Below are 24,503 nucleotides of genomic sequence, written 5' to 3' on the forward strand. Positions count from 1 at the left end.
ACGCTCTGTCAGATTCAGCTTCAGGCCGTGGTCTTCCGCCGCACCGCCAGCGAGGCCACGCCGGACAGGGCGACCAGCAGCGCGACCGAGAGCAGCGCCACCGGAAGTCCCAGCCCCTGCGCCAGGAACCCGATGACCGGCGGTCCGGCGACCATGCCGCCGTAGCCGAGCATCGACGCGGTGGCCACGCCGCGCGGTCCGCGCAGGGCGCCCGCGCGGTCGATCGCCAGTGGGAAGATGTTGGACAACCCCAGCCCCACCAGCAGGAATCCGGCCAGTGCCAGCGGCAGTGTCGGACTCAGTGCCGCGGCGGTCATCCCGACGGTGGCGAGCGCCGCGCCGCCGACCAGCAGCCGGATCGGCCCGAACCGCTCCACCAGCCGGGTGCCGCTGAGGCGGCCGAGGGTCATCGTGGCCGAGTAGAGGGCGAATCCGGCGGCGGCCACGCCGGGAGCCGCGTGCAGGTCCTGGCGCAGGTGCAGCGCGCCCCAGTCGGCCATCGCGCCCTCGCCGTAGGCGTCGCAGAGCGCGACCACGCCCAGCAGTACCACCAGCAGAGCCACGCCGGATGCGGCCGAAGCGGTGTTCGCCGAGCTGGGCGGGGCGTCGTCTCGCCTCGCACGCGGGACCGGGTGGCGCAGCAGTGGGAGCGCCGCCCACGCCGTGGCCACCAGGCCGCCGACCGCAAGCAGGCCCAGGTACTGAGTGGCCGTCAGCACCGACGTCAGCAGCCCGCCGACGGTCGCGCCGACCAACCCGCCCAGGCTGTAGGCGGCGTGGAACGCGGGCATCACCGGACGCCGCGCGGCGGCCACGAAGTCGACGGCCGCGCTGTTGATCCCGACGTTCATCGCGCCGTACCCGGCGCCGAAGACCAGCAGAACCAGCCCCAGCGCGAGCACGGAGTGCGTCAGCGGCGGCAGCGCGACCGCCAGGCAGAGCAGCACGGACGCGGCCACCGTCACCGCGTGGTTGCCGAAGCGCACGCAGAGCCGTCCGATCGGCCCCATCACGGCCACGGCACCGGCCGACACGCAGAGCAGTGCCAGACCGAGCAGTGCGGGAGAGGCGTGGACCTGCGCCTTGATTTCGGGGATGCGCACGACCCAGCCGGCGAAGAGGAAGCCGTCCAGGGCGAAGAAGCCGGTCAGCGCCGTACGGGCGGCGGGCCAGCGGTGGACAGAGGAGGCAGGAGGGAGCGAAGCCGACTCTATTTTGTTCATCAGCGGCACAAATTCATAATAGAAGGGTGACGCAGACGCAGACAAGCCTGGAGCGCGGCCGGGCCGTGCTCGGTCCCGCGCTGACCCTGATCCACACCGGCGGCGCACCGACCCGATCCGTGCTGACCGGGGCGCTCGGCGTCACCCGGACCACCGTGGGCGCGATCACCGCCGAGCTGGAGGCGCTGCGCCTGATCACCGTCGACGCGCGCCCGGCGGGCGGCGCGCGCGGCCGTCCCTCGCACCGGCTGGACGTCGACCCGCAGGGGCCCGTCGTCCTCGCCGCGCAGCTGCACACCGACGGCTTCACCCTGGCCCTCGCCGGTCTGGGCGGCCGGATCGGGCGGCCGCTGGACCTGCCGCTCCGCGGCAACGACCCGCGCGAGACGCTCCGCACCATGGCCGAGGAGGCCGCCCGGCTGATCGCCGCCAACCCCCGCCGCTGTGTCGGCGCGGGCCTGGCCGCGCCGACCCCCGTCACCGAGCCGGACCGACGCGCCGTCATCTCCGCCTGCCTGGGCTGGCCGACCGGCACGCCGATCGGCGCGCTGTGGGAGGAGGAACTCCGTGCCGCCGGGGTCGAGTTGCCGCCCGGCGTCGTACCGGCAGTCGCCAACGACGCCAACCTGGCCGCCCTGGCCGAGCACCGGCACGGCGCGGGCCGCGACGCACGCCACCTGCTCTACGTCACCTCCGGCCACCAGGGCGTCGGCGGCGCGTTGGTCGTCGACGGACGCCTCCACACCGGCAGCGCCGGACTGGCCCTGGAGATCGGGCAGTTGACGGTCGATCCGGACGGGCTCCGCTGCCGCTGCGGCCGACGCGGCTGCCTGGACGTCGAGGCCGGTCCACCCGCGCTGCTCGCCGCCTACGGGCTGCCGGCGGACGCGCCGCTCACCGAGGTCGACGCGATCCTGGCGGCCTCCCGCACGGGCGACCGGGCCGCGCACGAGGCCGTCGAGCACGTCGCGGTACGGCTCGGACGCGGTATCGCCGCCGTGGTCGACGTGCTGAACCCCGACCGGGTCGTCCTGGGCGCCTTCCACAGCGCCCTGCTGGCGGGGGCGCCGGAGCTGCTCCCGGAGACGGTCGCGTCCCGCGCGCACTGGGGCGCCTACGGGCCCGTCCCGCTCCGCCCCGCCGAGCTGCCCCGGCCGGAGCTGGCCGGAGCGGCGGAACTGGCGTGGGAGCCCGTCCTCGCCGACCCGCAGCTGGTCGCCGGGTGACCACCCACAGGTGGATCCGCCGAGCCTGCCACGTACTCCCGGGGTAGCAGCACAACTGCCCGCCGCCGTACGACGCCTCGCGGCGCTCCGCGGAGGAGTCTCGTCAGTAGACCGACAGCGCGAGTCCGGCTGTCGAGCCAGGCCGCCGTGTGGAGGCCGACGACGAGATCGAGGAGCGCGTGATGAACACCTTCCTGGCTGACGGTTGGCACGGCGGACCCGGCCCGTGGATCCTGCTGATGCCGCTTGTGTGGATCGGCGCCATCGTGCTGGTGCGCCGGATCTTCTTCCGCGGGCGCGGGGGAGCGCCCTGGTTCGCGGCCGGTGGGCCGCGCCCGGGATGGCAGGCGGGACCCGGCCGTCCCGGCCGCCCCCAGGGCTGGACGGACACCCGCCAGGGCCCGGCCCCCTCGCCGCTCGAAACCCTGAACCGCCGCTACGCGGACGGTGAGATCGACGAGTTCGAGTACCGCCAGCGACTGGACGTCCTCAACGGCGAGGACAGCACGCCACAGCCGTAGGCGGGTCGACCGGACAGCCGAAGCCCTGCTCGCGGACCCGGGGTCGTCAGTCCGCGAGCACGGCCTCCAGCTCCAGCGGGTCGACGTCGAGCGCGAGCTCGACGGGCTGGAGCAGGGCGGGGGTCTGGACGGGAGCGGTGGCGACGGTGAACCACACCGTCTTGCCGCTCTCGTCCGCCTGTGCGCCCCAGTCCTTGCAGAGCGCGGCCACGATCGCCAACCCACGCCCGCCCGCGTCCAGCGGGTCGGGCGTTCTGGCCTGCGGCAGCTCGGGGGATTCGTCGCGGACCTCGACGGTCAGCGCGTCCGCGTCGGAGCGCATCCGCAGGGTGCACGGCGCGGTGGGGCCGACGTGCTGGTGGACGTTGGCGAGCAGCTCGGTCAGGCCGAGCAGGGTCTGGTCGGTGACCGACGCGAGGTTCCAGTGACGCAGATGCGCTGTGACGATCCTGCGCACCACCCCGAACCGGCAGGGTTCGGCGGTGAGGCGCAGTTCGTAGTGGCGGTCGAGGTCCTCCATCGCGCTTTCGACTCCTTCCGCACAGGCGGCCGACGTGCCGACTTCGAAGAGTGAGCAATGCGAAGCAGTCAGTGATGAACCAAGAGTTTCCCGACTTGCCGGGTGGCGCAACTCGGGAGACGCGTCCATCCTGCCCCGGAAGTTCGCCGTGGGTAAGTGATCGGACGCGGAACGTTGCGGATCATGCGCCCGGGTAGGGGGAGATCCAAGGAAAAGTTGTGACCTGCGACACGTTACGATGCAGACGAGGCTGCGGTGACGCGGCGGCGACATTGCGCCGTTCGGCCTCGGGCAGTCGTTTCGAGCAACGAGCAAGGCAACGCGCAAGGCAGAGGTGGGCCGTCGTGAAGACCCTGGATGTGGACCGTAGCGACGGCGAGTACCGCTCCTGGCTCAAGGAGGCCGTCCGCAAGGTCAAGGCGGACGCCAACCGCTCCGCCGACACCCATCTGTTGCGCTTCCCGCTCCCGGAGGAGTGGGGCATCGACCTCTACCTCAAGGACGAGTCGACCCACCCGACCGGCAGCCTCAAGCACCGTCTGGCCCGCTCGCTCTTCCTGCACGCGCTCTGCAACGGCTGGATCCGTCCCGGGCGTCCGGTGGTCGAGGCGTCCAGCGGGTCGACCGCCATCTCCGAGGCGTACTTCTCGAAGCTGATCGGGGTGCCGTTCATCGCGGTCGTGCCGCGCACGACCAGCCAGGAGAAGATCAGCCTGATCGAGGCCCAGGGCGGCTCCTGCCACCTGGTCGACGACACCCGGACCCTCTACGAGGTCTCCGCCCGGCTGGCCGCCGAGGCGGGCGGGCACTACATGGACCAGTTCACCTACGCGGAGCGGGCCACCGACTGGCGCGGCAACAACAACATCGCCGAGTCGATCTACCACCAGATGGCCGAGGAGCGGTTCCCCGAGCCGAGTTGGATCGTCGCCACCGCCGGGACCGGCGGCACCTCGGCCACCCTCGCCCGCTACGTCCACTACATCCTGGCCGACACCCGGGTCTGCGTGGCCGACCCGGAGAACTCGGCGTTCTTCGACGGCTGGGTGAGCGGCGATCCGACGGTCACGTGCGACTGTGGCTCCCGGATCGAGGGCATCGGCCGACCTCGCGTCGAACCGAGCTTCGTGCCAGGCGCGATCGACCGGATGATGAAGGTCCCGGACGCGGCCACGGTCGCGGCGGTCCGGCTGCTCGACCAGCTCATGGGCCGCAAGCCCGGCGGCTCCACGGGCACCGGGGTGTGGAGCGCCCTGCGCATCGTGGCTGAGATGCGCGCCGCGGGGGAGCAGGGCAGCGTCGTCACCCTGATCTGCGACCCGGGCGACCGCTACCTCGACAAGTACTACTCCGACGCCTGGCTGGCCGAGCAGGGTCTCGACATCGCGCCGTACTTCGAGGTCCTGACGACCATGCTGAAGACGGGTGTGTGGACCGGGGAGTGACGTCGCGTCACATCCCGGCCCGGCGACCCGGGTCGTCAGGAGACCCGTGCTCTCCTGCCCGCGCGGGCGTCGAGCTTGTGCATCGCGGTGCGGACCGAGCGTTCGACCAGGGAGTGGGCGGCCTGTGTCGGGAGCTCGATCACGGCGTGGCCTTCGATCGCCATGGTGAAGCGCAGCAGCGTGCCGTCGCCGTCGGGGGTGAGCAGCCACTCCTCCAACCAGGCGTGCGCGCCCAGCAGATTGGTCTCCTCGATCCGGTAGACGAACCGCTGGGAGTCTTCCCAGACCAGGACGCTCTCCACGAAGCGCACCCCGCCGACGAGCTTGACCGCGCGGCCCGCTCCCACCCCGTACGGCGGCGGGCCGGTGTAGGAGGCGCGGCTGATCGCGCCGAACCAGCTCGGCCAGGTGGACGCGTCGTCGGTCAGCTCGCGGAAGACGGCCTCGGGACCGGAGGTCAGCCGCTCCTCGGTCACGATCCGTACCGGCGCGGACTCCAGGAACTCCGTCGTCACGGGACGAAGCCTGATTCCCATCGCAGTTCCCCTCTCGGATCGGCGGTGCGTCCGGTTGATTGTCGTTCAGGTGTGCAGCTGCGCAGTCTAGTTGACGCTGCGTCAAACGTTCCAGGGAGCAGGTGGCGTGGTTCTGGTCACCATGGCCACGGCCACGGCCACGGCCCTCACCCGGCGACGACCACTTCGCGGACCTGTTCGGCGACCACGCCGCGGATCTCCGGTGGCAGGCCGGCGTCGGTGACCAGGGTGTCCACCTCGGCCAGCGTGGCGAAGGTGGAGAGCCCTACCGTTCCCCACTTGGTGTGGTCGGCCACCGCGACCACCCGCCGCGCCGCCGCGACGAAGCTGCGATTGGTCTCCGCCTCCGCCAGGTTGGGCGTGGAAAGGCCCGCCTCCAGCGAGATGCCGTGGCAGCCGAGGAAGAGCAGGTCGAAGTGGAGCGAGCGGATCGCCCGGTCCGCGATCGGCCCGACCAGCGCGTCGGACGGCGTCCGTACCCCGCCGGTCAGCACCACCGTGGCGGGCTGCGCGGCTGCGCCGCCGGTACGGGCCGCGTGCTCGAAGACGTCGGCGACCCGCACCGAGTTGGTCACCACTGTCAGCCCGTCGATCCGCACCAGGCGGTGGGCGAGCGCGAAGGTGGTGGTGCCGCCGGAGAGCGCGACCGCGCTGCCGGGGGCGACCAGCCCGGCCGCGGCCTCGGCGATCTCCTCCTTGGCGCTGAGCTCGAGCGCCGACTTGGCCTCGAAGCCCGGCTCGTGGGTGCTCGCCTCCAACACCGGCACCGCGCCGCCGTGGACCTTCTCCAGCATGCCCTGCCGGGCCAGCGCGTCGAGGTCCCGGCGGACCGTCATGTCCGAGACGTTCAGCTTGCGGGTCAGCTCGTTGACCCGCACCCCGCCGCGGCGCCGCACCTCGTCCAGGATCAGCGCACGCCGCTGTTCGGCGAGCAGACTGCTGTTCTCGGCCACGCCGCTGCTGTCCCCTCGGGCTCGTTCCGGGCTCATTGTCGGTGTCCTGCGGTTGAATCCTTGCACGGCCGTGTGGTCCACGGCGTGAAAGTGCTGTACGGATCAACGCAAAGCGGCAGCATATCCGGTGGAGTCGGCGTCCAGTGGAACGGGGGACCGGGACGGTCCCCGCGCCGACGTGGGAGCAGGAGAGGACGGGGGACCGGATGACGGGGGACCGGAGAGGGCCGGGGAGGGGATCGATGGACGACGAGGCGGCGGGCCGGGCCGCCGGGCGTGGCGGCGTGATCCTGCCCAGACAACGCACGGACGGGCCGGGGCCCGGCTTCCGGGTGCCCGCGCTGCGGATGGAGCTGCTGGTGCACGGGGTCGGCGGCACCACGCCCGAGACGATGCTCGACGACCCGCACCTGAAGCAGATGACCGGCGACACCGTCTCCGGCACCTACCGCCGTTGGCAGGACCAGGACGCCGAGCGCCGTCCCGCCGACTACCGGGGCGGCGCGGTGCTGGAGGCGTACTCCTGGGCCCGGCTCACCTCGGGTGCGGCCAGCCGCGCGTTCTGGCTGCTGCTCCTGCCCTTCATGTTCGTCAACCTCGCCCACTGGATGCGCCCGGCCGAGCCGGAGCAGGCCGGCGGTGCGGTCGGCGGCACGGGCACGGGCACGGCTGACGGTGCGGACAGCGGCACGGCTGACGGTGCGGTGGGCAGCCGCGACAGGGTGCTCTACGAGGCGCTGGTCCGGGTGATCGCCGGATCGCTCACCGTGCTGCTCACGGCCGCCGCCTGCGAGATCGCGCTGGACCTGCTGGCCTGGCAGTGCGCCGCCGACGGGCGCTGCGTGGCGCAGCACTCCTGGCTGGTCTTCGCGCTCGGCGGCCACGGCGGTTGGTGGGGCATGCCGGGTCGCCGCCTGGTGGTGGCCGCGCTGGTCCCGCTGGCGATGCTCGGCGTCCTCGGCCGGCTGTCCCGGATGACCTGGAGCAGCTACGAGGCGGTCCGTCCGATGGAGGCGGAGCGCGGCAACGGTCCTGAGCCGATCGAGATGGAGCGGGACGGCTTCTGGTTCGGGGAGGCCGCCGTCGGTCGACTGCGGGTGCTGCACCTGGCGGCCGGGCTGCTGACCGTCGCCTGGGCCGTGCTGGTGCCCGTCCTCGCCCACGACCTCCACGCGGGCAGCGCGGGTGGCTCGACGCAGTCCGGTGGTGTGCCCGCCTGGATCGGCTACGTGCTGCTGGCCGCGCTGGTCGGCCTCGGCGCGGTCCTGCTGGTCGCCCTGGCAGCCGGTGCGGGACACGAGACGCTGTCGCCGCGCACCCAACTCCGCGCGTCGCTTGCGGCGTTGGCCGCCGTCTACCTCTACGCGGCCTGGTCGCGGCCCGGTTGGGTTCCGACGGGCGAACTACCCGGCGTGCAGCGCGGACTGGCCGCACTCGTCGCCGCCCAGGTGGCGCTGGTGCTGGCACTGGGCGTCGTCGCCTGGCAGATGACGCACCGTCAGCCCTCACCCTCGCCGGTCGACCCCGATCTCACCGTCCCCGCACCGGACGGCTCCACGGTGCCGGACAGCGGCTTCGGCGGCCCCAACGGCGCGGCGCTGCACAACCTGACCGGACCGGTCACAGCGATGCTGGGCTGCGGCGTCGGCGGCCTCTTCACGGCGGGCGCCGCGCTCTTCACCGGGCAGCGGCTGGGCAGCGACCTGCAGGCTGCGCCGCTGCTGGTCTGGGCCGCGAGCGGGGCCACACTGCTGGTCCCGGTGCTGCTGGTGGTCGGCGCCCGCCTCGCCAGGCGGTTGATGCGCACCGCCGAGTCGCTGCGCCCCCAGGTCCTCGCGGCCTACGACGAGCCGGGGACGACGACCGACTCGGTGCGCACCGGCCAGATCGCCAAGGCGCTCTCCGGCGCCCGGCTGACCGAGTCCGCCGCCGGCCTGGTCGCGGCCTTCGCCGGGCTCGCCGGGCTGCTCTCGCTGGCCGCGCTCGTCGGCTCTCTCACCGTCGGACGCTCCCCGGAGGCGGTGACCGCCAAGGACGGGATGGTCCTCTCCCACCTCACCACCGTGCTGCAGAACCTGGGCGGTTGGCTGACCACCGTGCTGGTCCTCGGCCTGCTGGTGCTGGGGCTCAAGGCGTACGACTCGCTCACCACCCGGCGCAGCGTCGGCATCATCTGGGACATCGGCACGTTCTGGCCGCGCGCCGCGCATCCGCTGGCCCCGCCCTGCTACGCGGAGCGTGCCGTCCCGGACATCGAGGCACGCATCCGCGCCTGGCTGAAGCCCGATCCGGGACGGCGTCTGGTGCTGTCCGCGCATTCGCAGGGCACGGTGCTGGCGGCGGCCGCGCTGTGGCAGCTCGACCCGGACACCCGCTCCCGCATCGCCCTGCTGACCTACGGCTCGCCGCTGCGCCGCCTCTACGGCCGGTTCTTCCCGGCCTACATGGGCCCGACGATGCTGGCCCGGCTGGAGCGGGACGTGCCGCGCTGGGACAACCTGTTCCGGCTGACCGACCCGATCGGCGGCCCGGTCCGTGTCCCGACGCAGGCGCCGGAGACCAGCCCGGACCTCCCACCGTTCCCTGACCCGGTCTCCTTCGGCCGCAGCGAGGATCATCCGATCCTGGTCCCGATCCGGGCCCACTTCGACTACCGCGTGGACCCGCGCTTCATCGCTGCGCGCGACGAGCTCCTGCGCGCCCTTACGCACTGACGGTGCCTGTGTGGCGATGGGGAAGTTGCACTGTCCAGGGGCGCGGGGAACTGCGCGAGAACTACTGACATGCGGATGGCCCTGCGCGTTCGGGGCGCTACGTGGCCGGGTGGCTTGTCGCGCAGTTCCCCGCGCCTCTAGGCAGTGCAACCGCAGCCGGAGCGAAGCGCCCTACGGCAGATCCTCCGGGATCAGCAGTTGCAACTGCTCGGTCGTCGGGTCGGGGAGGTGGGCGACGCGGACCGCGTGGCGCTCGATCATCGTCTCGAAGACCTGACGGGCCGTGCGGCCGTTGCCGAAGCCGGGGCCCTTCGGCAACGTGTCGAAGTGCGCGAGCAGCGCCTCCGCCGTCGCCTCCGCCAGGTCGTACTCGTGCTCCTCGGCCTGGGCGCGGGCGATCTGCAGCAGTTCCTCCGCCGAGTAGTCCGGGAACGTGATGGTCCGTGAGAACCGGGACGCGACGCCCGGGTTCGAACCCAGGAACCGCTCCATCTCGGTGGTGTAGCCGGCCACGATGACCACCACCTCGTCGCGGTGGTCCTCCATCAGCTTGACCAGCGTGTCGATCGCCTCGCGGCCGAAGTCGCGCCCGCCGTCCTCCGGGGCCAGCGCGTAGGCCTCGTCGATGAAGAGGACCCCGCCACGGGCGCGGTCGAAGGCCTCGGCGGTGCGCAGCGCGGTCGAGCCGATGTGCTCGCCGACCAGGTCCATCCGGGCCACCTCGACCAGATGGCCGCGCTGGAGCACGCCGAGGGAGGCGAGGATCTCGCCGTAGAGCCGGGCGACCGTGGTCTTTCCGGTACCGGGGGAGCCGGTGAAGACTAGATGGCGGCGGAGCGAGGGCGCCTTGAGGCCCGCCTGGCGGCGGCGACGGCCGACCGAGATCAGGTCGATCAGCGTCCGCACCTCCTGCTTGACGGTCGCCAGACCGACCAGCGCGTCCAGCTCCGCCAGCGCCTCGTCGGCCGGACGGCAGTCCGGGATCGGCGCGATCTGCCCGAGTGCCTCCGCGCGCTGCCGCGTGGTCTGTTGGGCCGCCGTCAGCCGCGCCTGCGTCGGCAGCGCCGTCGTCGCCAGGGGAGCGCCGGACGGGTCGGCGGGGACCGGCAGGCTACTGGCGGCGGGCGCGGGCGCGAGCGGCTTCGCGTCGTCGGAGACGCAGGCCTCCACCACCGGGCCGGGCTCGCTGAACTCGAAGCCGCCACGGGCGTTCTGCTCCGCGCGGCAGCGCGTCAGCACCGTCGCGCAGCCGTCGATCACATGGAAGCCGAAGCCCTTGCCGTGTACGGCCGTGCACTCCTCGAAGGTGCCCCGGCCGCCCGCCGAGACGTAGACCCCGGCCTCCCCGCTGCCGCGCAGCACGGTGTTGCGGACCACCGGGTCCGCGCCCTTGGTGACGATCACGGCCGTGGCCACGTCCGCGATCTCACAGCCCGTCAGCAACCCGATGCTGCCGTGGTCGCGGAACCAGACCCCCGTCGTCGCATCCTGCACCCGCAGCGCGTCGATCCGCACCTGGCCGCCCGCGCTGACCGAGACGGCCGTGCTGCGGACCTGGGCGATGGAACAGCCGACCGCCTCCGCGGTGGATCCCCGGTCCAGCACGAAGAGCGCGTCCGGCACGTCGTGGATCCGGCAGTCGGTCAGCGTCGCGCCCGCGCCGTCGATGACCCAGACCGCCGGGTAGTCGCCGGTGCTGTCGCGCAGTTCGCAGCTGGTCGCGGCGACCGTGGTGCCCGCGTCCCAGACCGAGAGGCCGTTGCGGCCGAAGGCACGGAGCTGACAGTCGGTCAGCGAGAGGTGCGAGCGCCCGCGCAGGTCGGCGGCGTTCTCCGGGACCTCGTGGATCCGGCAGCGTTCCAGCGTCAGCGTCGCCTGCCCGTCCAGGGTGAGGCCGTTGTCGCTGACCCGGGAGACGGTGCAGTCGGCCAGCAGTCCCTCGGCCAGGCTGTCGGCCTGCACGCCGTTGCCGTTGACCTCGGAGATCTCGCACTCGTCCAGCCGCGCCCGGCTGCCCTCACCGGTCAGCACCAGCCCTGCGCCGGTGCACTGGCGGATCCGGCACCGGGTCAGCTGCAGGCTGCCGCCGCTGCGGACCACCACGCCGGACTGGCCGGCGCTGTCCACCACGCAGTCCTCGACCACCGCCTCGGCGGCGTCCGAGACCCGCAGGCCCAGCCCGCCGGGGTTCTCCACGGTGGTCTGCCTGACCACCGGCCGCGCATCGCCCAGCACCTCGATGCCTACCGACGAGCGGGTCGAGATCCGGCACTCCGCCAACTCCGGTGCGCCCGCCGCCAGGAGCACCGCGGGTGCGGATCCGTCCTGACCCTCCAGCACCAGCCCGTGCACTGCCGCCGAGGCCGCCACCACCAGCGCGCTACCGGTCGGCGGCTCGATCCGCACCGTCCCCGGGCCCTCGGCGCTACGCAGCGTCACGGCCTTGTCGAGCACGACGGTCTCGCGGTAGACACCCGCGCCGAGGGCGATCGTGTCGCCGGGCTCGGCCGCCGCCAACGCGTCGGCCACGGTGGTGTACTCACCCGAGCGGCGACGCCAGCGCGAGGCGCCGTCCAGGGTCACCCGCACCACGCCTGCTCCCATGACGATCCGCTGCCCCCAGCTCTTCCGTTCTGCCGCGTCCGCCCACGGTACTGCGTCCGGCACCTGGTCCTGGCCCTCTTCCTGTGACAACGATGACAACGAGCGAGGCGACGTCGGGTGGTCGCTCGTAGGGATGATGATCTGGATGCGGCGTCAGTTTCCGCCGTTCGGACGGGATCCCGGGTCGCCGGGAGCGTGCCGCGCGCTCAGTCGGGGTGCGGCAGCGGACCGGCGTCGAGCACGGTGAGCTCGTCGCCGAGCCGCAGCGTGCCGTAGGGCGCGAGCGGCACCATGTGGATGCCGAAGGCGGCCTCCTTGCCGAAGCGGCGGCGCTTGCGCAGCGTCCGCAGTGGCTGCTGGCCGGTGAAGACCCCGGCCTCCTGGTCGACGGTGGTCATCACACACCGTCCGCACTGCTGGACGACCTCGAACTCGACCTCGCCGATGCGGATCCGGCGCCAGCCGGTCTCGGCCCAGGGCGCGCAGCCGTCCAGCACCAGGTTGGGGCGGAACCGGTCCATCGGGACGGGCACGGCCGCGACGGCGTCCGGCTGGTCCCGCGCGATCAGCCCGTCGAGGGCGTCGAGGGAGCCGGTGGTGGTCAGCAGGAGTGGGTACTGGTCCGCGAAGGTGGTGGTCGCCGGGGCCGGACGACGTTCCGGCAGGTCCAGGCGGGCGAGCCGCAGCTCGCGGCCGAGCAGTTTGCGGAAGAAGGCGGCGACCTCGGCGGAGTCGACGACCGGCGTGCTGAAGCCGTCGCCGAAGATCGAGACCTGCGTCAGCCCGGCAGCCGCGGGTGCGGGCACACGCAGCGGCGCGACGGCGTCCGGGTGCTCCACGGTCAGCGTGCCGTCCTCGGCAACGGACGCGTGGAACCGTGCCAGCCGCGGATCCTGGCGCTGCGTCAGCGTCTCGCCGTCCTCGCCGACCAGCATCCAACGACGGTCCCCGGCCAGCCCCCAGGGCTCGACTCGGCACGCGTCGACCGGAACGGCGTGGAACGACTTGACCGGATGTATTCGCAAGGCGGTGAGCTGGGCCATACCCCCAATGGTGCCAGCTCCCGACGTCCACCCGGGGTGCCGGTGGCCCGGACCCCGAGTGTCGCTCCCGTCCTTCGCCCTGCGGTGTCGCTCCGTGGTGCGGTGCTCAGCGACCGCGTTGCGGCGGGTAGCCGTATCCGGCGCCGCTCTGCTGCTGCGGGTAGCCGTAACCGGCGCCGGGCTGCTGCTGCGGGTAGCCGTAACCGCCGCCCGCCTGCGGCTGCGCGTACTGCGGCTGCCCCGGCTGGGGCTGGGCCTGCGGGTACCCGGAGCGCAGCGGCGTCACCGGCGCGACGGGCGTGCCGTGCGACGGCGTCATCTGCTGCCCGCCGAACTGCTGCCCGCCGAACTGCTGCTGGTTCCCGCCGTACGTCTGCCCGCCGGCGTACTGCGGCTGCTGCGGGATGTACGGCTGCGGGGCCGGGTAGTGCGCGGGCGTCGGAGTGGAAGGTGCATAGCTGGGACTGCTCGGCCCCGGCCCCAGCGCGAGCCGGGGCGTGGCGATGGCGGGCAGGTTGCCGCCCTGGCCGAAAGAGGACCCGTAGGACGACGAGCCGAAGCTGTCGTATGCGGCCGGCGGCAGCGCCGCAGGCACGTTGATCGGCGCGATCTGGGGGACGCCGCGTTCAGCCACGAGACTGTCGTAGATCGGGGTGTCCGAGGAGAAGGACGGAGCGTAGTAACCGACTCCGTCGTAGGAGCGGGAGGTCATGACGCATACGGTAAGCCCACAACGTGCCTGCTGAGGAGAGTGTCACGGCAGGTAGTTGTGGGGATTGCGCGGTGGCGGGCTCACAGGCTGGGTCGAAAGTGTGAAAATCGGTCAGATCACCTGCCTGGTGTAGCTGCAGGCGGGACCATTGTTGAGCCAATATTTACCGGACGGTCGCTCTCCACACCGCGCTCCGCGCTGTGCACCGTGCGGTCACCAGGCGTCAATCCCGCGTTGGCTGATGTCGCTGCGATGAGTTACTTGCGCTGTCCGGGGCGCGGGGGCTCTGCTGATGTGCGGCTCCGCCGCGTGGGCGCGACAAGGCGGGCTTGTGCTGCTGCAGGTGGTTGCACCATCAGGGGCGCGGGGAACTGCGCGACTAACCACCCTGTGCAGATGACCCTGCGCGATCGGTGCTCTACGTAGGCGGGTGGCTTGTCGCGCAGTTCCCCGCGCCCCTGGAGTAGTGCAGCGGCCCGTCTGCAAAAGCGCTACTCGCCCGCCTTCGGCGGTTGGTTGTCGCGGCGGCGCAGGTAGCGTTCGAACTCGCGGGCGATCGCGTCGCCGGAGGCCTCGGGGAGGTCGACCGTGTCCCTGGCCTCCTCCAGCTGCTGGACGTACTCCGCGACCTCGCTGTCCTCCGCGGCCAGCTGGTCGACGCCCAGCTGCCATGCCCGTGCGTCGTCCGGGAGTTCGCCCAGCGGGACCCGGATGTCCAGCAGGTCCTCCAACTTGTTCAGCAGCGCCAGCGTCGCCTTCGGGTTCGGCGGCTGAGCCACGTAGTGGGGGACAGCCGCCCAGAACGTCGCCACCGGGATGCCCGCGTGGGCGCACGCCTCCTGCAGGACGCCGACGATGCCCGTCGGGCCCTCGTACCGGCTCTCCTCCAGCTCCAGCGAGGAGGCCACGTCAGGGTCGGAGGTGACGCCGCTGACCGGCACCGGCCGGGTGTGCGGGGTGTCGCCGAGGAGCGCGCCCAGGATGACGACCATCTCCACGCCCAGCTCGTGGGCGAAGCCCAACAGCTCCTGGCAGAAGCTGCGCCAGCGCATGCTCGGCTCGATGCCGCGGATGATCACCAGGTCGCGGGTCTTCGGCTCGGTCACCCGGACCACCGAGAGCCGGGTCGTGGGCCAGGTGATCCGGCGGACGCCCCCGTCCATCCAGATCGTGGGACGGTTCACCTGGAAGTCGTAGTAGTCCTCGGCGTCGAGCTCCGCGAAGACCTTCCCACCCCAGATCTCGTCCAGATGCGCGACAGCGGTGGAGGCGGCGTCCCCCGCATCGTTCCAGCCCTCGAACGCGGCCACCATGACCGGGTCGATGAGCTCGGGCATGTCCTCAAGCTCGATCACCCCGGGGCCTCCCTCCACTTGCCTGGTACGGGCCCGATTCAGCTCGTCCCACGGACTGTAAGTGCCCAGCGTACGGGCAACCATTCCTTTTACCCGATGTGCTTGCTCCGGGTGGTGTCCCGTCGTTTTCCGGACACCGCTGACCAGGGCCGCGGTGGCCGCCCGTGTCCCACCTGGCGGAATCCCTGAGCTCACCATGTGTCCCTGCAATAGGCTGGGCGCGTGCGCCCGCGTCCGTGTGGGCGCAAAGTCGACAGCCGTCGCACACAGGGAGCTCACCATGGCCGTTTTCGTCCCTCTTGCCGCCCAAGAGCGCGCCGACGCGCTGCGCGAGGCGCTCGCCACCAGGGTTGTGGTGGCCGACGGGGCCATGGGGACCATGCTCCAGGCGCAGAACCCCACCCTGGAGGATTTCCAGGGTCACGAGGGCTGCAACGAGGTGCTGAACGTCTCCCGCCCGGACATCGTCCGCTCGGTGCACGAGGCCTACTTCGGGGTCGGCGTCGACTGCGTGGAGACCAACACCTTCGGCACGAACCTGTCCGCCATGGGCGAGTACGACATCGCCGACCGCATCTTCGAGCTGGCCGAGTGCGGCGCGCGGATCGCGCGCGAGGCCGCGGACGAGTTCGCCGCGAAGGACGGCCGGCAGCGCTGGGTGCTCGGCTCGATCGGTCCCGGTACCAAGCTGCCGACCCTCGGCCACATGCCCTTCGAGGCGCTGCGCGAGGGCTTCCGGCAGAACGCGGCCGGTCTGATCGCCGGTGGCGCGGACGCGTTGCTGGTGGAGACGGCGCAGGACCTGCTCCAGGTCAAGGCCGCGGTGCTGGGCATCAAGCAGGCGCAGGCCGACGCCGGGATCAGCCTGCCGATCCTCGCCCAGGTGACCATGGAGACCACCGGCACCATGCTGCTGGGCTCCGAGATCGGCGCGGCGCTGACCGCGTTGGAGCCGCTGGGCGTCGACTACGTCGGCATGAACTGCGCCACCGGTCCGGCCGAGATGAGCGAGCACCTGCGCTACCTGGCCCGGCACGCCAAGGTCGGGCTCTCCTGCATGCCGAACGCCGGTCTGCCGGTGCTGGGCAAGGACGGCGCGGTCTTCCCGCTCTCGCCCGAGGAGCTGGCCGACGCCCACGACGTGTTCACCCGGGAGTACGGCCTCTCCCTGGTCGGTGGCTGCTGCGGCACCACGCCGGAGCACCTGCGCCAGGTCGTGGAGCGTGTTCAGGGCCGGCCGGTCGCGCCGCGCACCCCGCAGCCGGAGGCGGCGGCGTCCTCGCTCTACCAGTCGGTGCCGTTCCGCCAGGACACCTCCTACCTGGCGATCGGTGAGCGGACCAACGCCAACGGGTCGAAGAAGTTCCGTGAGTCGATGGTCGCGGGGGACTGGCAGGCCTGCGTCGACATCGCCCGTGAGCAGATCCGCGAGGGCGCGCACCTGCTCGACCTCTGCGTCGACTACGTCGGCCGTGACGGCGTCGCGGACATGAAGGAGCTGGCCGGTCGGCTGGCCACGGCCTCGACGCTGCCGATCGTGCTGGACTCCACCGAGCCGCAGGTGCTGCGGGCGGGTCTGGAGCTGCTCGGCGGTCGCGCGGTGCTCAACTCGGTCAACTTCGAGGACGGCGACGCGGACGACTCCCGTTACGGCCGGATCGCGGCGCTGGCGTCCGAGCACGGTGCGGCGCTGATCGCGTTGACCATCGACGAGGCGGGCCAGGCCCGCACCGCCGAGACGAAGGTCGCCATCGCCGAGCGCCTGATCGAGGACCTGGGCACGCGCTTCGGCATCGCGGAGCACGACATCCTGGTCGACTGTCTCGCCTTCACCCTGGCCACCGGCCAGGAGGAGTCGCGTCGCGACGGCATGGAGACCATCGAGGCCATCCGGGAGTTGAAGCGCCGTCACCCCGCGGTGCAGACCACGCTGGGTCTGTCCAACATCTCCTTCGGCCTCAACCCGGCCGCCCGTCAGGTCCTCAACTCGGTCTTCCTCAACGAGTGCGTCGAGGCCGGTCTGGACTCGGCGATCGTCCACGCGGCGAAGATCCTGCCGATGAACCGGATCCCGGACGAGCAGCGCGAGGTCGCGCTCGACCTGGTCTACGACCGCCGCCGGCCCGAGCAGGGCGACGAGCCAGCCTACGACCCGCTGAGCCGGTTCCTGGAGCTGTTCGAGGGCGTCAGCGCCGCCTCGGTGCGCGCGGGCAAGGCGGAGGAGCTGGCCGCGCTGCCGCTGGAGGAGCGGCTGCAGGCACGGATCGTCGACGGCGAGCGCAAGGGCCTGGAGGCGGACCTCGACGAGGCGCTGACCGTCCGGCCCGCGCTGGAGATCGTCAACGAGGTGCTGCTGGAGGGCATGAAGACGGTCGGCGAGCTGTTCGGCTCCGGCCAGATGCAGCTGCCGTTCGTGCTCCAGTCCGCCGAGGTGATGAAGGCGGCGGTGGCCCATCTGGAGCCGCACATGGAGAAGTCCGACTCGGAGGGCAAGGGCACCATCGTGCTGGCCACCGTCAAGGGCGACGTCCACGACATCGGCAAGAACCTGGTCGACATCATCCTGTCCAACAACGGCTACAACGTCGTCAACATCGGCATCAAGCAACCGGTCTCGGCGATCCTGGAGGCCGCGCAGGAGCACCGGGCGGACGTGATCGGCATGTCCGGCCTGCTGGTCAAGTCCACGGTGATCATGAAGGAGAACCTGGAGGAGCTCAACCAGCGCGGCCTGGCCGCCGAGTTCCCGGTGATCCTCGGCGGCGCGGCGCTGACCCGCGCCTATGTCGAGCAGGACCTGCACGAGATCTACGCCGGCGAGGTCCGCTACGCCCGCGACGCCTTCGAGGGCCTGCGGCTGATGGACGCGCTGGTCGCGGTCAAGCGCGGCGTCCCCGGCGCTGCCCTGCCGGAGCTGCGGCAGCGCCGCCACGCCAAGGTCGAGGTGGACGAGCCGGAGGAGACCACGACCCGTTCGAACGTGGCCGCCGACAACCCGGTGCCGTCCCCGCCGTTCTGGGGCGACCGGATCGTCAAGGGCATCGCGCTGGCCGACTACGTCTCCTGGCTGGACGAGGACGCGCTGTTCAAGGGGCAGTGGGGGCTGAAGGCGGCGCGTGCCGGGGGTCCGAGCTACGAGGAGCTGGTGGAGACCGAGGGTCGGCCGCGGTTGCGCGGCTGGCTGGACCGGCTGCAGACGGAGGGCCTGCTGGAGGCCGCCGTGGTCTACGGCTACTTCCCGGCGGTCTCGCGGGAGAACTCCCTGGTGGTGCTGGGTGAGGACGGCCGGGAGCGCACCGCGTTCACCTTCCCGCGCCAGCGGCGCGGGCGTCGGCTCTGCCTGGCGGACTTCTTCCGCCCGGAGGACTCCGGCGAGAAGGACGTCGTCGCCTTCCAGGTGGTCACCATGGGCAGCAGGATCTCCGAGGCGGCCAACAAGCTGTTCGCGGAGAACTCCTACCGCGACTACATGGAGCTGCACGGCCTCTCCGTCCAGCTGGCCGAGGCCCTGGCCGAGTACTGGCACGCCCGCGTCCGCGCCGAGCTGGGCTTCTCCTCCGAGGACCCGAAGGACATGCGCGACATGTTCGCCCTGAAGTACCGGGGTGCGCGCTTCTCCCTCGGCTACGGCGCCTGCCCCGACCTGGAGGACCGCGCCAAGATCGCCGAGCTGCTGCGCCCGGAGCGGATCGGCGTCGAGCTCTCCGAGGAGTTCCAGCTCCACCCGGAGCAGTCCACCGACGCCATCGTGATCCACCACCCGGAGGCGAAGTACTTCAACGCGCGTTGAGCTCGACAGGATTACGATGTAGGACCCTCCCTTGGCCGGCCTCCGGCCGGGGGCCCCGGGCCGGTCACCTCGGTGGTGATCGGCCCGAGCCGTCTCGCCCGGACGCCGGGCCGCAAGAAAGCCGGAACCGCCCGTGACCACAGTCGCCTCCCGCACCCTGCAGGCCGTCCTGCTCGACATGGACGGCACGCTGGTCGACACCGAGGACTTCTGGTGGGAGGCGGAGAGCACGCTGCTGGCCGAGCTCGGCCATCCGATCGGGCCCGAGGAGCGCGAGATCGTGGTCGGCGGCCCGATGTCGCGGGTGGTCGCCCACCTGCTGGCGGTCTCCGGCGCCCCGCTGACGCCGGAGCGGCTGGGCGACCTGATCAACGAGCGTTTCGTCGAGCTGATCGGCCAGGGCGTCCCGGTCCTGCCGGGCGCCAAGGCGCTGCTTGCGGACCTGGCCGCGCACGGCGTCCCGACGGCGTTGGTCTCCGCGTCGCACCGGCGGATCATCGACCAGGTGCTGCGCACACTCGGCGCGCACAACTTCGCCTTCACCGTCGCTGGCGACGAGGTCGAACGGACCAAGCCCCACCCGGACCCGTACCTGCTGGCCGCCGCGCGGCTCGGGGCGGACCCGGCGCGCTGCGTAGTGATCGAGGACGCCCCGACGGGAGTGCGGGCCGGTCAGGCGGCGGGCTGCCACGTGCTGGCGGTGCCCTCGGTCGCGGCGATCGAGGAGGGGCCGCGGACGACCGTGCGCACCACTCTGGAGGGTGTCGACACCGCGATGCTGCGGGCGCTGGTCGCAGGGGGCTGACGCTCCGCCATGTCCAGCCCCTCCGCGATCTTGTGAGGAGCCTGTGAACGTGCGGAAAAGTAACTACCTGCTAACGCTAAAACGGACGAATCAGTACATGTGGCGTCACTTCCGCCGCATTTCCGGCCGGTTGGCCAAACCCTCGGTAAAGGGCGGCTGGGGGATCGTGCGATCGTATGGCAGGCTACCGCTCTATCGACCCTGCCGCGGATCCTGCGCACCATCTCTGCGTGGTATACCGCGCCGCGGGGTGGTGGTGAGATCCAGCGCCGGCGAGGAGAAGAAGGACACATGTCAGCACTCAAGCGGCTGGCGGCGCTCAGCTGCGTCGGCCTGATCGCCACGACCACCGCCTGTGGCTCGTCGAAGTCGACCGGCCCCGTCGACGGTGCTCCCAATGTGACGATCAACGTCGGCTCGGCGACGCCCTTCACCACGCTCGACCCGGCCAACGCGTACGACTCGGGCTCGTGGAATGTGTACTACAACATCTACCAGCAGCTCTTCACCTACATGCCGGGCGCCAACCTGCCGACGCCGGACGCCGCCAAGGACTGCACCAACTCCGGCGTGACGGTGACCTGCGACCTGCAGCCGGGCCTGGAGTTCTCCAACGGCGACGCGCTGGACGCCAACGCCGTCAAGTTCTCCCTGGACCGCGTGCTCGCGATCAAGTCCAAGACCGGCGTCTCCGGCCTGCTCAGCACGATCAAGTCGATCGACGTGCTCAGCCCCACCCGCTTCGTGCTCCACCTGACCGAGCCGGACGCGACCATGGAGGACCGTCTCGCCTCCGGCGTGGCGTCCATCGTCGACCCCAAGGTCTACAGCGCCACCCAGGCCGAGCCGAACACCTTCAGCGGCGTGGTGGGCTCAGGCCGCTACGTGGTCCAGTCGGCCCAGTGGGGCAACCTGGGCGGCGGTCAGCAGCCGACCGAGCTCAAGCTGGCGCTCAACCCCAACTACAAGGGCGCGGCCACCGCCCCGCAGAACTCCTACGTCGACGTCAAGTACTACGCGGACCAGAACGGGACGAAGAAGGCGCTCGACGACAAGGATGCCGACGTCGTCATCCAGGACCTCAACGCCAACGACGTCGTCACCATGCAGAACAACCAGCAGCTGGGCAGCGGCCTTCAGGTCGCGCAGGGCCCCGGCGGCCAGGTCCGGATGATGTCCTTCAACACCAAGAAGGCGCCGTTCAACGACGTCCACGTGCGCCAGGCGGTGGCCGAGCTGATCAACCGCAGCCAGATCGCCTCCGGGCCCTACCAGCACACCGTGACGCCGGCCTACTCGCTGATGCCCGCCGGCATCGCCAACTCCTCGCAGTCCTTCAGCATGTGGAGCACTCCGCAGCGCACGGACGGCGAGGTCAGGCAGCAGCTGAAGGACGCGGGGGTCTCCCTCCCGGTCAAGTTCACGCTCTCCTACGGCGGGGGTGACGCGGCCAAGGAGGCCGAGACCAAGCTGATCGCCCAGCAGCTGAACAGCACGGGCATCTTCCAGGTCGGCCTCCAGGGCTTCCCCGGCGGCGTCGGCCAGATGCAGTCGGCGATCCTGACCAGCGGCAACTTCCAGGCCTTCATGATCGCCTGGGAAGCCGACTACCTGGACGCCGACGACTACATCTCGCCGATCGTCGAGGGCAACGCCCTCTACAACAACTACAACAATCCGACGCTCGACCAGGAGATCTCGCAGGCGCTGTCCATTACGCCGCGTACCTCCGCGGAGAAGGCGTACAAGCAGATCCAGAACACCATCGCCCAGGACGTCCCGGTCATACCGATCTGGACCAACTCCCAGTACGCGGCCTCGCAGGCGAACATCACCGGCGTCCCGCTGACCCTGGACGACTCGGGCACCCCCCGCTGGTGGCTGATCGGCAAGACCAGCAACTGACGACAGCAGCAGGCCCGGCCCCGCAGCACGCGGGAGCCGGGCCTGTTTCGTTCCTCGGCTCTGCCTGTTCGCCTGTTTGTTGTTCGCCTGCTCCTGGTTGCTGACGGAGCCTCAGTTGCCGCCGGGGCGCACCAGGCCGCTCTCGTAGGCGAAGACCGCCGCCTGGACCCGGTCGCGCAGGCCGAGCTTGGTCAGCACATGGCCGACGTGCGTCTTCACCGTCGTCTCGCTGACGAACAGTTCGCCCGCGACCTCGGCGTTGGAGAGGCCCTTGGCAACCAGCTTCAGCACCTCCACCTCGCGATCGGTCAGCGTGCCCAGGGACGGCGGCGGGGCCTCGTCGCCGGACGGGAGCCGACCGGCGTACATGTCCAGCAGGCGGCGGGTGACGCTGGGGGCCAGCATCGCCGCGCCCTCGGCGACCACGCGGATCGCCTGGACCAGCTCCTCCGCCGGGACGTCCTTGAGCAGGAAGCCGCTGGCCCCGGCGCGCAGCGCCTCCACCACGTACTCGTCCAGGTCGAAGGTGGTCAGCACCAGCACCTTGGCCGGGCCGTCACGGCCCGGTCCGGCGATGCGGCGGGTGGCCTCGACGCCGTCCATCCGCGGCATCCGGATGTCCATCAGGACCACGTCGGGCTGCAGCGCCCGGACCTGGTCGAGCGCCTGCTGCCCGTCCCCGGCCTCGCCGACCACGGCGATGTCGGACTCGGCCTCCAGAATCATCCGGAAACCGGTGCGCAGCAGCGGCTGGTCGTCGACCAGCAGCACTCGGATCGTCACAGCACGCTCCACTCGGCGATCACGTCGATCAGGTCGATCACGTTGATCAGGTCGGGACAGTCGATCAGGACGGGACACTCAAAGGGTACGCAGGCGGGGTTCCGCCCCACGCCGGGCACAGCGGCTTGTGCGCGCACCAGTCGCAGAGCCGGTTCGGGTTGGCGGGCCAGTCGCCGCTCGCCAGGGCCTGCTGGACGGCCTGCCACAGCGCCAGCAGTTTCCGCTCCACGGCGCGCAGATCGGCCTCGTCCGGGTCGTAGGTGACCACCTGGCCGCCGCCGCCCAGGTACATCAGCTGGAGCCGCTTGGGGATCACCCCGCGCTCGCGCCAGATCACCAGCGCGTAGAACTTCATCTGGAACATGGCCTTGCCCTCGAAGTCCCGCGAGGGCGCCCGGCCGGTCTTGTAGTCGACCACCCGGACCTCGCCGGTCGGGGCGACGTCGACCCGGTCCACATAGCCGCGCAGCCGGAGCCCGGACTCCAGCGTGGTCTGCACCAGCAACTCGCGCTCGGCGGGCTGGAGGCGGTTCGGGTCCTCGACGCGGAAGTAGGCGTCGAGGAGCTTCTCGGCGTCGGCCAGCCAGCCCGCCAGCTCGTCGGCGCCCGCCTGCTCGGGGAAGAGCTCGGCCACCTCCGGGCGCTCCAGCAGCAGCTTCTCCCACTCCGGACGTAGCAGCGCCCGCGCCGCCTCGGGTGTGCGCTCGCCGAGCGGGGCGTCGAAGAGGCGCTCCAGCACGGCATGCACCAGCGTGCCCCGGGTGGCCGCCGGACTGGGCGGCTCGGGCACCTTGTCGATCACCCGCAGCCGGTAGAGCAGCGGGCAGGTCATGAAGTCGCCTGCCCGCGAAGGCGAGAGCGAGGTCGGGACCGCGGGCGGCGCGACCTCCGGCGCAGCCTCGGGCGCGAGGTCCGGCGCGGCGTCGGTGGTGCCGGTTGCGGGGCTGACGGGGGTGTCGACGGTGGGGTCGGCGGCTTGCATGGGTCCGACCCTATGGCCTGGCACCGACACCGCGTGGGTAAGTGGGTAAGCACGAGGGTGGGGGCAACGGTGTACCGACGGCCCGCCGCGCGCCGCAAGCGCGGGAGATCGCGTAGCGTGTGGCGCGGAGACGGGCACGGAGGGGCGGACGTGAGCAGCGGCGACAGCGGCAACGGCGAGACGACAGCGGGCGCTCCCGATCCCGAGCGTCCGCCCGGCGCGCTGCGCATGGGCCGGCCCTTCGGGGTGCCGGTCTACGTCACGCCCAGCTGGTTCCTGGTCGCGGCGCTGATCACCTGGCTCTTCGGCGGCCAGATCGACGCCGTGCTGCCGGGCCTCGGCGGCGCCCGCTACCTGGTCTCGCTCTTCTTCGCGGTCGCCTTCTACGGCTCGGTACTGATCCACGAACTGGCCCACACCGTGCTGGCACTGCGCTTCAAGCTGCCGGTGCTCCGGATCCAACTCCAGTTCTTCGGCGGCGTCTCCGAGATCACCAAGGAGGCGGAGACGGCCGGACGCGAGTTCTGGCTGGCCTTCGCCGGACCGCTGCTCTCGCTGGTGCTGGGCGGGGTGTTCCTGGGCGCGATGCAGTTCGTGGTTCCGGCCACGGTGCCCGGCGTGCTGCTGACGGCGTTGATGCTGAGCAACTTCGTCGTCGCCGTCTTCAACCTGCTGCCCGGACTGCCGCTCGACGGCGGCCGGATGCTGCGTGCGGTGGTCTGGAAGCTCACCGGCCGCCCGATGGCCGGGACGGTCGCGGCGGCCTGGGCCGGGCGTGGCCTGGCCCTGGTGGTGCTGATCGGCATGCCCGCCCTGTCCGCCGCGCAGGCCGCCGAGATCGGCACCGGCGAACTGCTGACCGACGCCGTGCTCGGCGCGATCCTGGCCGCGATCATCTGGAACGGCGCGAACAGCAGCCTGCGCAACGCGCGGCTGCGCGAACGGCTGCCGGAGCTCAGTGCGGGCGTGCTGACCCGACCCGCCGTCAGCGTCACCGCCGACACCCCGCTCGCCGAGGCGCTGCGCCGGCTGGACGCGGCCGGTGCGCTCGGCATCATCGTCACCGACAGCGCTGGCACGCCGATCGCCCTGGTCCGCGAGCGCGCGGTGCGGGCGGTGCCGGAACACCGGCGTCCGTGGATGCAGGTCAGCGAGGTCTCGGTCCCGCTCGGCCCCGGCAGCCGGGTCCCGACTGGGCTGGCGGGCGAGGAACTGCTGGACGCGCTGCGCGCCGTGCCCTCGGCGGAGTACCTGGTCGTCGGGGAGGACGACGAACCCGTCGGCGTCCTCGCCGCAGTCGACGTGGAACGCGCCTTCTCCCGCGCGATGTCGGGCGAGGACGTCCTGGTCGCCGCCCCTCCGCCCGCCGCGTGAGCCAAGCGCGAC

Annotated in this window: 18 protein-coding genes; 8 read left to right on the forward strand and 10 right to left on the reverse strand. The window is 71.7% G+C overall.

The window, feature by feature from the left end; all coding sequences use genetic code 11:
* Window positions 1-20: 20 nt before the first annotated feature.
* A complete protein-coding gene (locus ABH940_RS03480) occupies window positions 21-1,232 on the reverse strand; it encodes an MFS transporter (protein WP_370104191.1) in 1,212 nt (403 codons plus the stop codon).
* A gap of 17 nt (window positions 1,233-1,249) precedes the next feature.
* Between ABH940_RS03480 and ABH940_RS03485 the strand changes: the two genes are divergently transcribed.
* A complete protein-coding gene (locus ABH940_RS03485) occupies window positions 1,250-2,449 on the forward strand; it encodes an ROK family protein (protein ID WP_370104193.1) in 1,200 nt (399 codons plus the stop codon).
* A gap of 149 nt (window positions 2,450-2,598) precedes the next feature.
* Entirely contained in the window at window positions 2,599-2,970 is a 372-nt protein-coding gene (locus ABH940_RS03490; protein ID WP_370104195.1) for an SHOCT domain-containing protein, read from the forward strand.
* Between the two features lie 46 nt (window positions 2,971-3,016).
* Here ABH940_RS03490 and ABH940_RS03495 read toward each other — a convergent pair whose 3' ends face one another.
* Window positions 3,017-3,490: an ATP-binding protein gene (locus ABH940_RS03495; protein WP_370104197.1), complete on the reverse strand. Its 474-nt coding sequence runs from the start codon at window positions 3,488-3,490 to the stop codon at window positions 3,017-3,019.
* A 344-nt stretch (window positions 3,491-3,834) separates the two neighbouring features.
* Here ABH940_RS03495 and ABH940_RS03500 point away from each other — a divergent pair, with 344 nt between their 5' ends.
* The gene (locus tag ABH940_RS03500) at window positions 3,835-4,935 is read left to right on the forward strand and encodes a PLP-dependent cysteine synthase family protein (RefSeq protein ID WP_370071913.1); all 1,101 of its coding nucleotides are present in this window, start codon (window positions 3,835-3,837) and stop codon (window positions 4,933-4,935) included.
* A 35-nt stretch (window positions 4,936-4,970) separates the two neighbouring features.
* Here ABH940_RS03500 and ABH940_RS03505 read toward each other — a convergent pair whose 3' ends face one another.
* Window positions 4,971-5,450, reverse strand: coding sequence for an SRPBCC family protein (locus ABH940_RS03505; RefSeq protein ID WP_370071912.1), 480 nt, complete (start codon window positions 5,448-5,450; stop codon window positions 4,971-4,973).
* A 167-nt stretch (window positions 5,451-5,617) separates the two neighbouring features.
* A complete protein-coding gene (locus tag ABH940_RS03510) occupies window positions 5,618-6,424 on the reverse strand; it encodes a DeoR/GlpR family DNA-binding transcription regulator (RefSeq protein WP_370071924.1) in 807 nt (268 codons plus the stop codon).
* A gap of 242 nt (window positions 6,425-6,666) precedes the next feature.
* Between ABH940_RS03510 and ABH940_RS03515 the strand changes: the two genes are divergently transcribed.
* Window positions 6,667-9,138, forward strand: a complete 2,472-nt coding sequence (locus ABH940_RS03515) for a hypothetical protein (RefSeq protein WP_370104199.1) — start codon at window positions 6,667-6,669, stop codon at window positions 9,136-9,138.
* A 171-nt stretch (window positions 9,139-9,309) separates the two neighbouring features.
* On the opposite strand, the gene ABH940_RS03520 is transcribed toward ABH940_RS03515, so the two are convergent.
* The 4 genes from ABH940_RS03520 to ABH940_RS03535 all read right to left on the reverse strand — a co-directional run bounded on the left by ABH940_RS03520 (window position 9,310) and on the right by ABH940_RS03535 (window position 14,852).
* Window positions 9,310-11,742, reverse strand: a complete 2,433-nt coding sequence (locus tag ABH940_RS03520) for a right-handed parallel beta-helix repeat-containing protein (RefSeq protein ID WP_370071923.1) — start codon at window positions 11,740-11,742, stop codon at window positions 9,310-9,312.
* 206 nt (window positions 11,743-11,948) lie between these two features.
* Window positions 11,949-12,785, reverse strand: coding sequence for an MOSC domain-containing protein (locus tag ABH940_RS03525; protein WP_370071910.1), 837 nt, complete (start codon window positions 12,783-12,785; stop codon window positions 11,949-11,951).
* 106 nt (window positions 12,786-12,891) lie between these two features.
* Window positions 12,892-13,497 carry a DUF6643 family protein gene (locus ABH940_RS03530; RefSeq protein ID WP_370071909.1) on the reverse strand — a complete coding sequence of 202 codons (606 nt, stop codon included), beginning with the start codon at window positions 13,495-13,497 and terminating at the stop codon, window positions 12,892-12,894.
* A gap of 491 nt (window positions 13,498-13,988) precedes the next feature.
* A complete protein-coding gene (locus ABH940_RS03535) occupies window positions 13,989-14,852 on the reverse strand; it encodes a PAC2 family protein (RefSeq protein ID WP_370071908.1) in 864 nt (287 codons plus the stop codon).
* A gap of 280 nt (window positions 14,853-15,132) precedes the next feature.
* Between ABH940_RS03535 and metH the strand changes: the two genes are divergently transcribed.
* From metH to ABH940_RS03550, 3 genes are all read left to right on the forward strand, one after another.
* Window positions 15,133-18,642 carry a methionine synthase gene (gene metH, locus ABH940_RS03540; RefSeq protein WP_370104201.1) on the forward strand — a complete coding sequence of 1,170 codons (3,510 nt, stop codon included), beginning with the start codon at window positions 15,133-15,135 and terminating at the stop codon, window positions 18,640-18,642.
* Window positions 18,643-18,775: 133 nt separating this feature from the next.
* Complete coding sequence (locus ABH940_RS03545; protein WP_370104202.1) at window positions 18,776-19,447, forward strand: HAD family hydrolase; 672 nt, start codon at window positions 18,776-18,778, stop codon at window positions 19,445-19,447.
* A 291-nt stretch (window positions 19,448-19,738) separates the two neighbouring features.
* A complete protein-coding gene (locus tag ABH940_RS03550; RefSeq protein ID WP_370071905.1) occupies window positions 19,739-21,352 on the forward strand; it encodes an ABC transporter substrate-binding protein in 1,614 nt (537 codons plus the stop codon).
* Window positions 21,353-21,463: 111 nt separating this feature from the next.
* Here ABH940_RS03550 and ABH940_RS03555 read toward each other — a convergent pair whose 3' ends face one another.
* Both ABH940_RS03555 and ABH940_RS03560 read right to left on the reverse strand, forming a co-directional pair.
* On the reverse strand, window positions 21,464-22,135 hold the full coding sequence (locus ABH940_RS03555; protein WP_370071904.1) for a response regulator: 672 nt from the start codon (window positions 22,133-22,135) through the stop codon (window positions 21,464-21,466).
* A 64-nt stretch (window positions 22,136-22,199) separates the two neighbouring features.
* Window positions 22,200-23,117, reverse strand: coding sequence for a RecB family exonuclease (locus tag ABH940_RS03560; RefSeq protein ID WP_370104204.1), 918 nt, complete (start codon window positions 23,115-23,117; stop codon window positions 22,200-22,202).
* Between the two features lie 12 nt (window positions 23,118-23,129).
* On the opposite strand from ABH940_RS03560, the gene ABH940_RS03565 reads away from it, so the two are divergent.
* On the forward strand, window positions 23,130-24,491 hold the full coding sequence (locus ABH940_RS03565) for a site-2 protease family protein (RefSeq protein WP_370071902.1): 1,362 nt from the start codon (window positions 23,130-23,132) through the stop codon (window positions 24,489-24,491).
* Window positions 24,492-24,503: the final 12 nt, after the last annotated feature.

The sequence above is a fragment of the Streptacidiphilus sp. BW17 genome (assembly GCF_041262485.1).
Classification (GTDB): domain Bacteria; phylum Actinomycetota; class Actinomycetes; order Streptomycetales; family Streptomycetaceae; genus Streptacidiphilus.

Bases quoted from the DNA above. Each gene is read 5' to 3' on its own strand.
- ABH940_RS03530 (WP_370071909.1), bottom strand. From the start codon at position 13,497: ATGACCTCCCGCTCCTACGACGGAGTCGGTTACTACGCTCCGTCCTTC.
- ABH940_RS03520 (WP_370071923.1), bottom strand. From the start codon at position 11,742: ATGGGAGCAGGCGTGGTGCGGGTGACCCTGGACGGCGCCTCGCGCTGG.
- ABH940_RS03550 (WP_370071905.1), top strand. From the start codon at position 19,739: ATGTCAGCACTCAAGCGGCTGGCGGCGCTCAGCTGCGTCGGCCTGATC.
- ABH940_RS03495 (WP_370104197.1), bottom strand. From the start codon at position 3,490: ATGGAGGACCTCGACCGCCACTACGAACTGCGCCTCACCGCCGAACCC.
- metH (WP_370104201.1), top strand. From the start codon at position 15,133: ATGGCCGTTTTCGTCCCTCTTGCCGCCCAAGAGCGCGCCGACGCGCTG.
- ABH940_RS03525 (WP_370071910.1), bottom strand. From the start codon at position 12,785: ATGGCCCAGCTCACCGCCTTGCGAATACATCCGGTCAAGTCGTTCCAC.
- ABH940_RS03565 (WP_370071902.1), top strand. From the start codon at position 23,130: ATGGCCTGGCACCGACACCGCGTGGGTAAGTGGGTAAGCACGAGGGTG.
- ABH940_RS03560 (WP_370104204.1), bottom strand. From the start codon at position 23,117: ATGCAAGCCGCCGACCCCACCGTCGACACCCCCGTCAGCCCCGCAACC.
- ABH940_RS03515 (WP_370104199.1), top strand. From the start codon at position 6,667: ATGGACGACGAGGCGGCGGGCCGGGCCGCCGGGCGTGGCGGCGTGATC.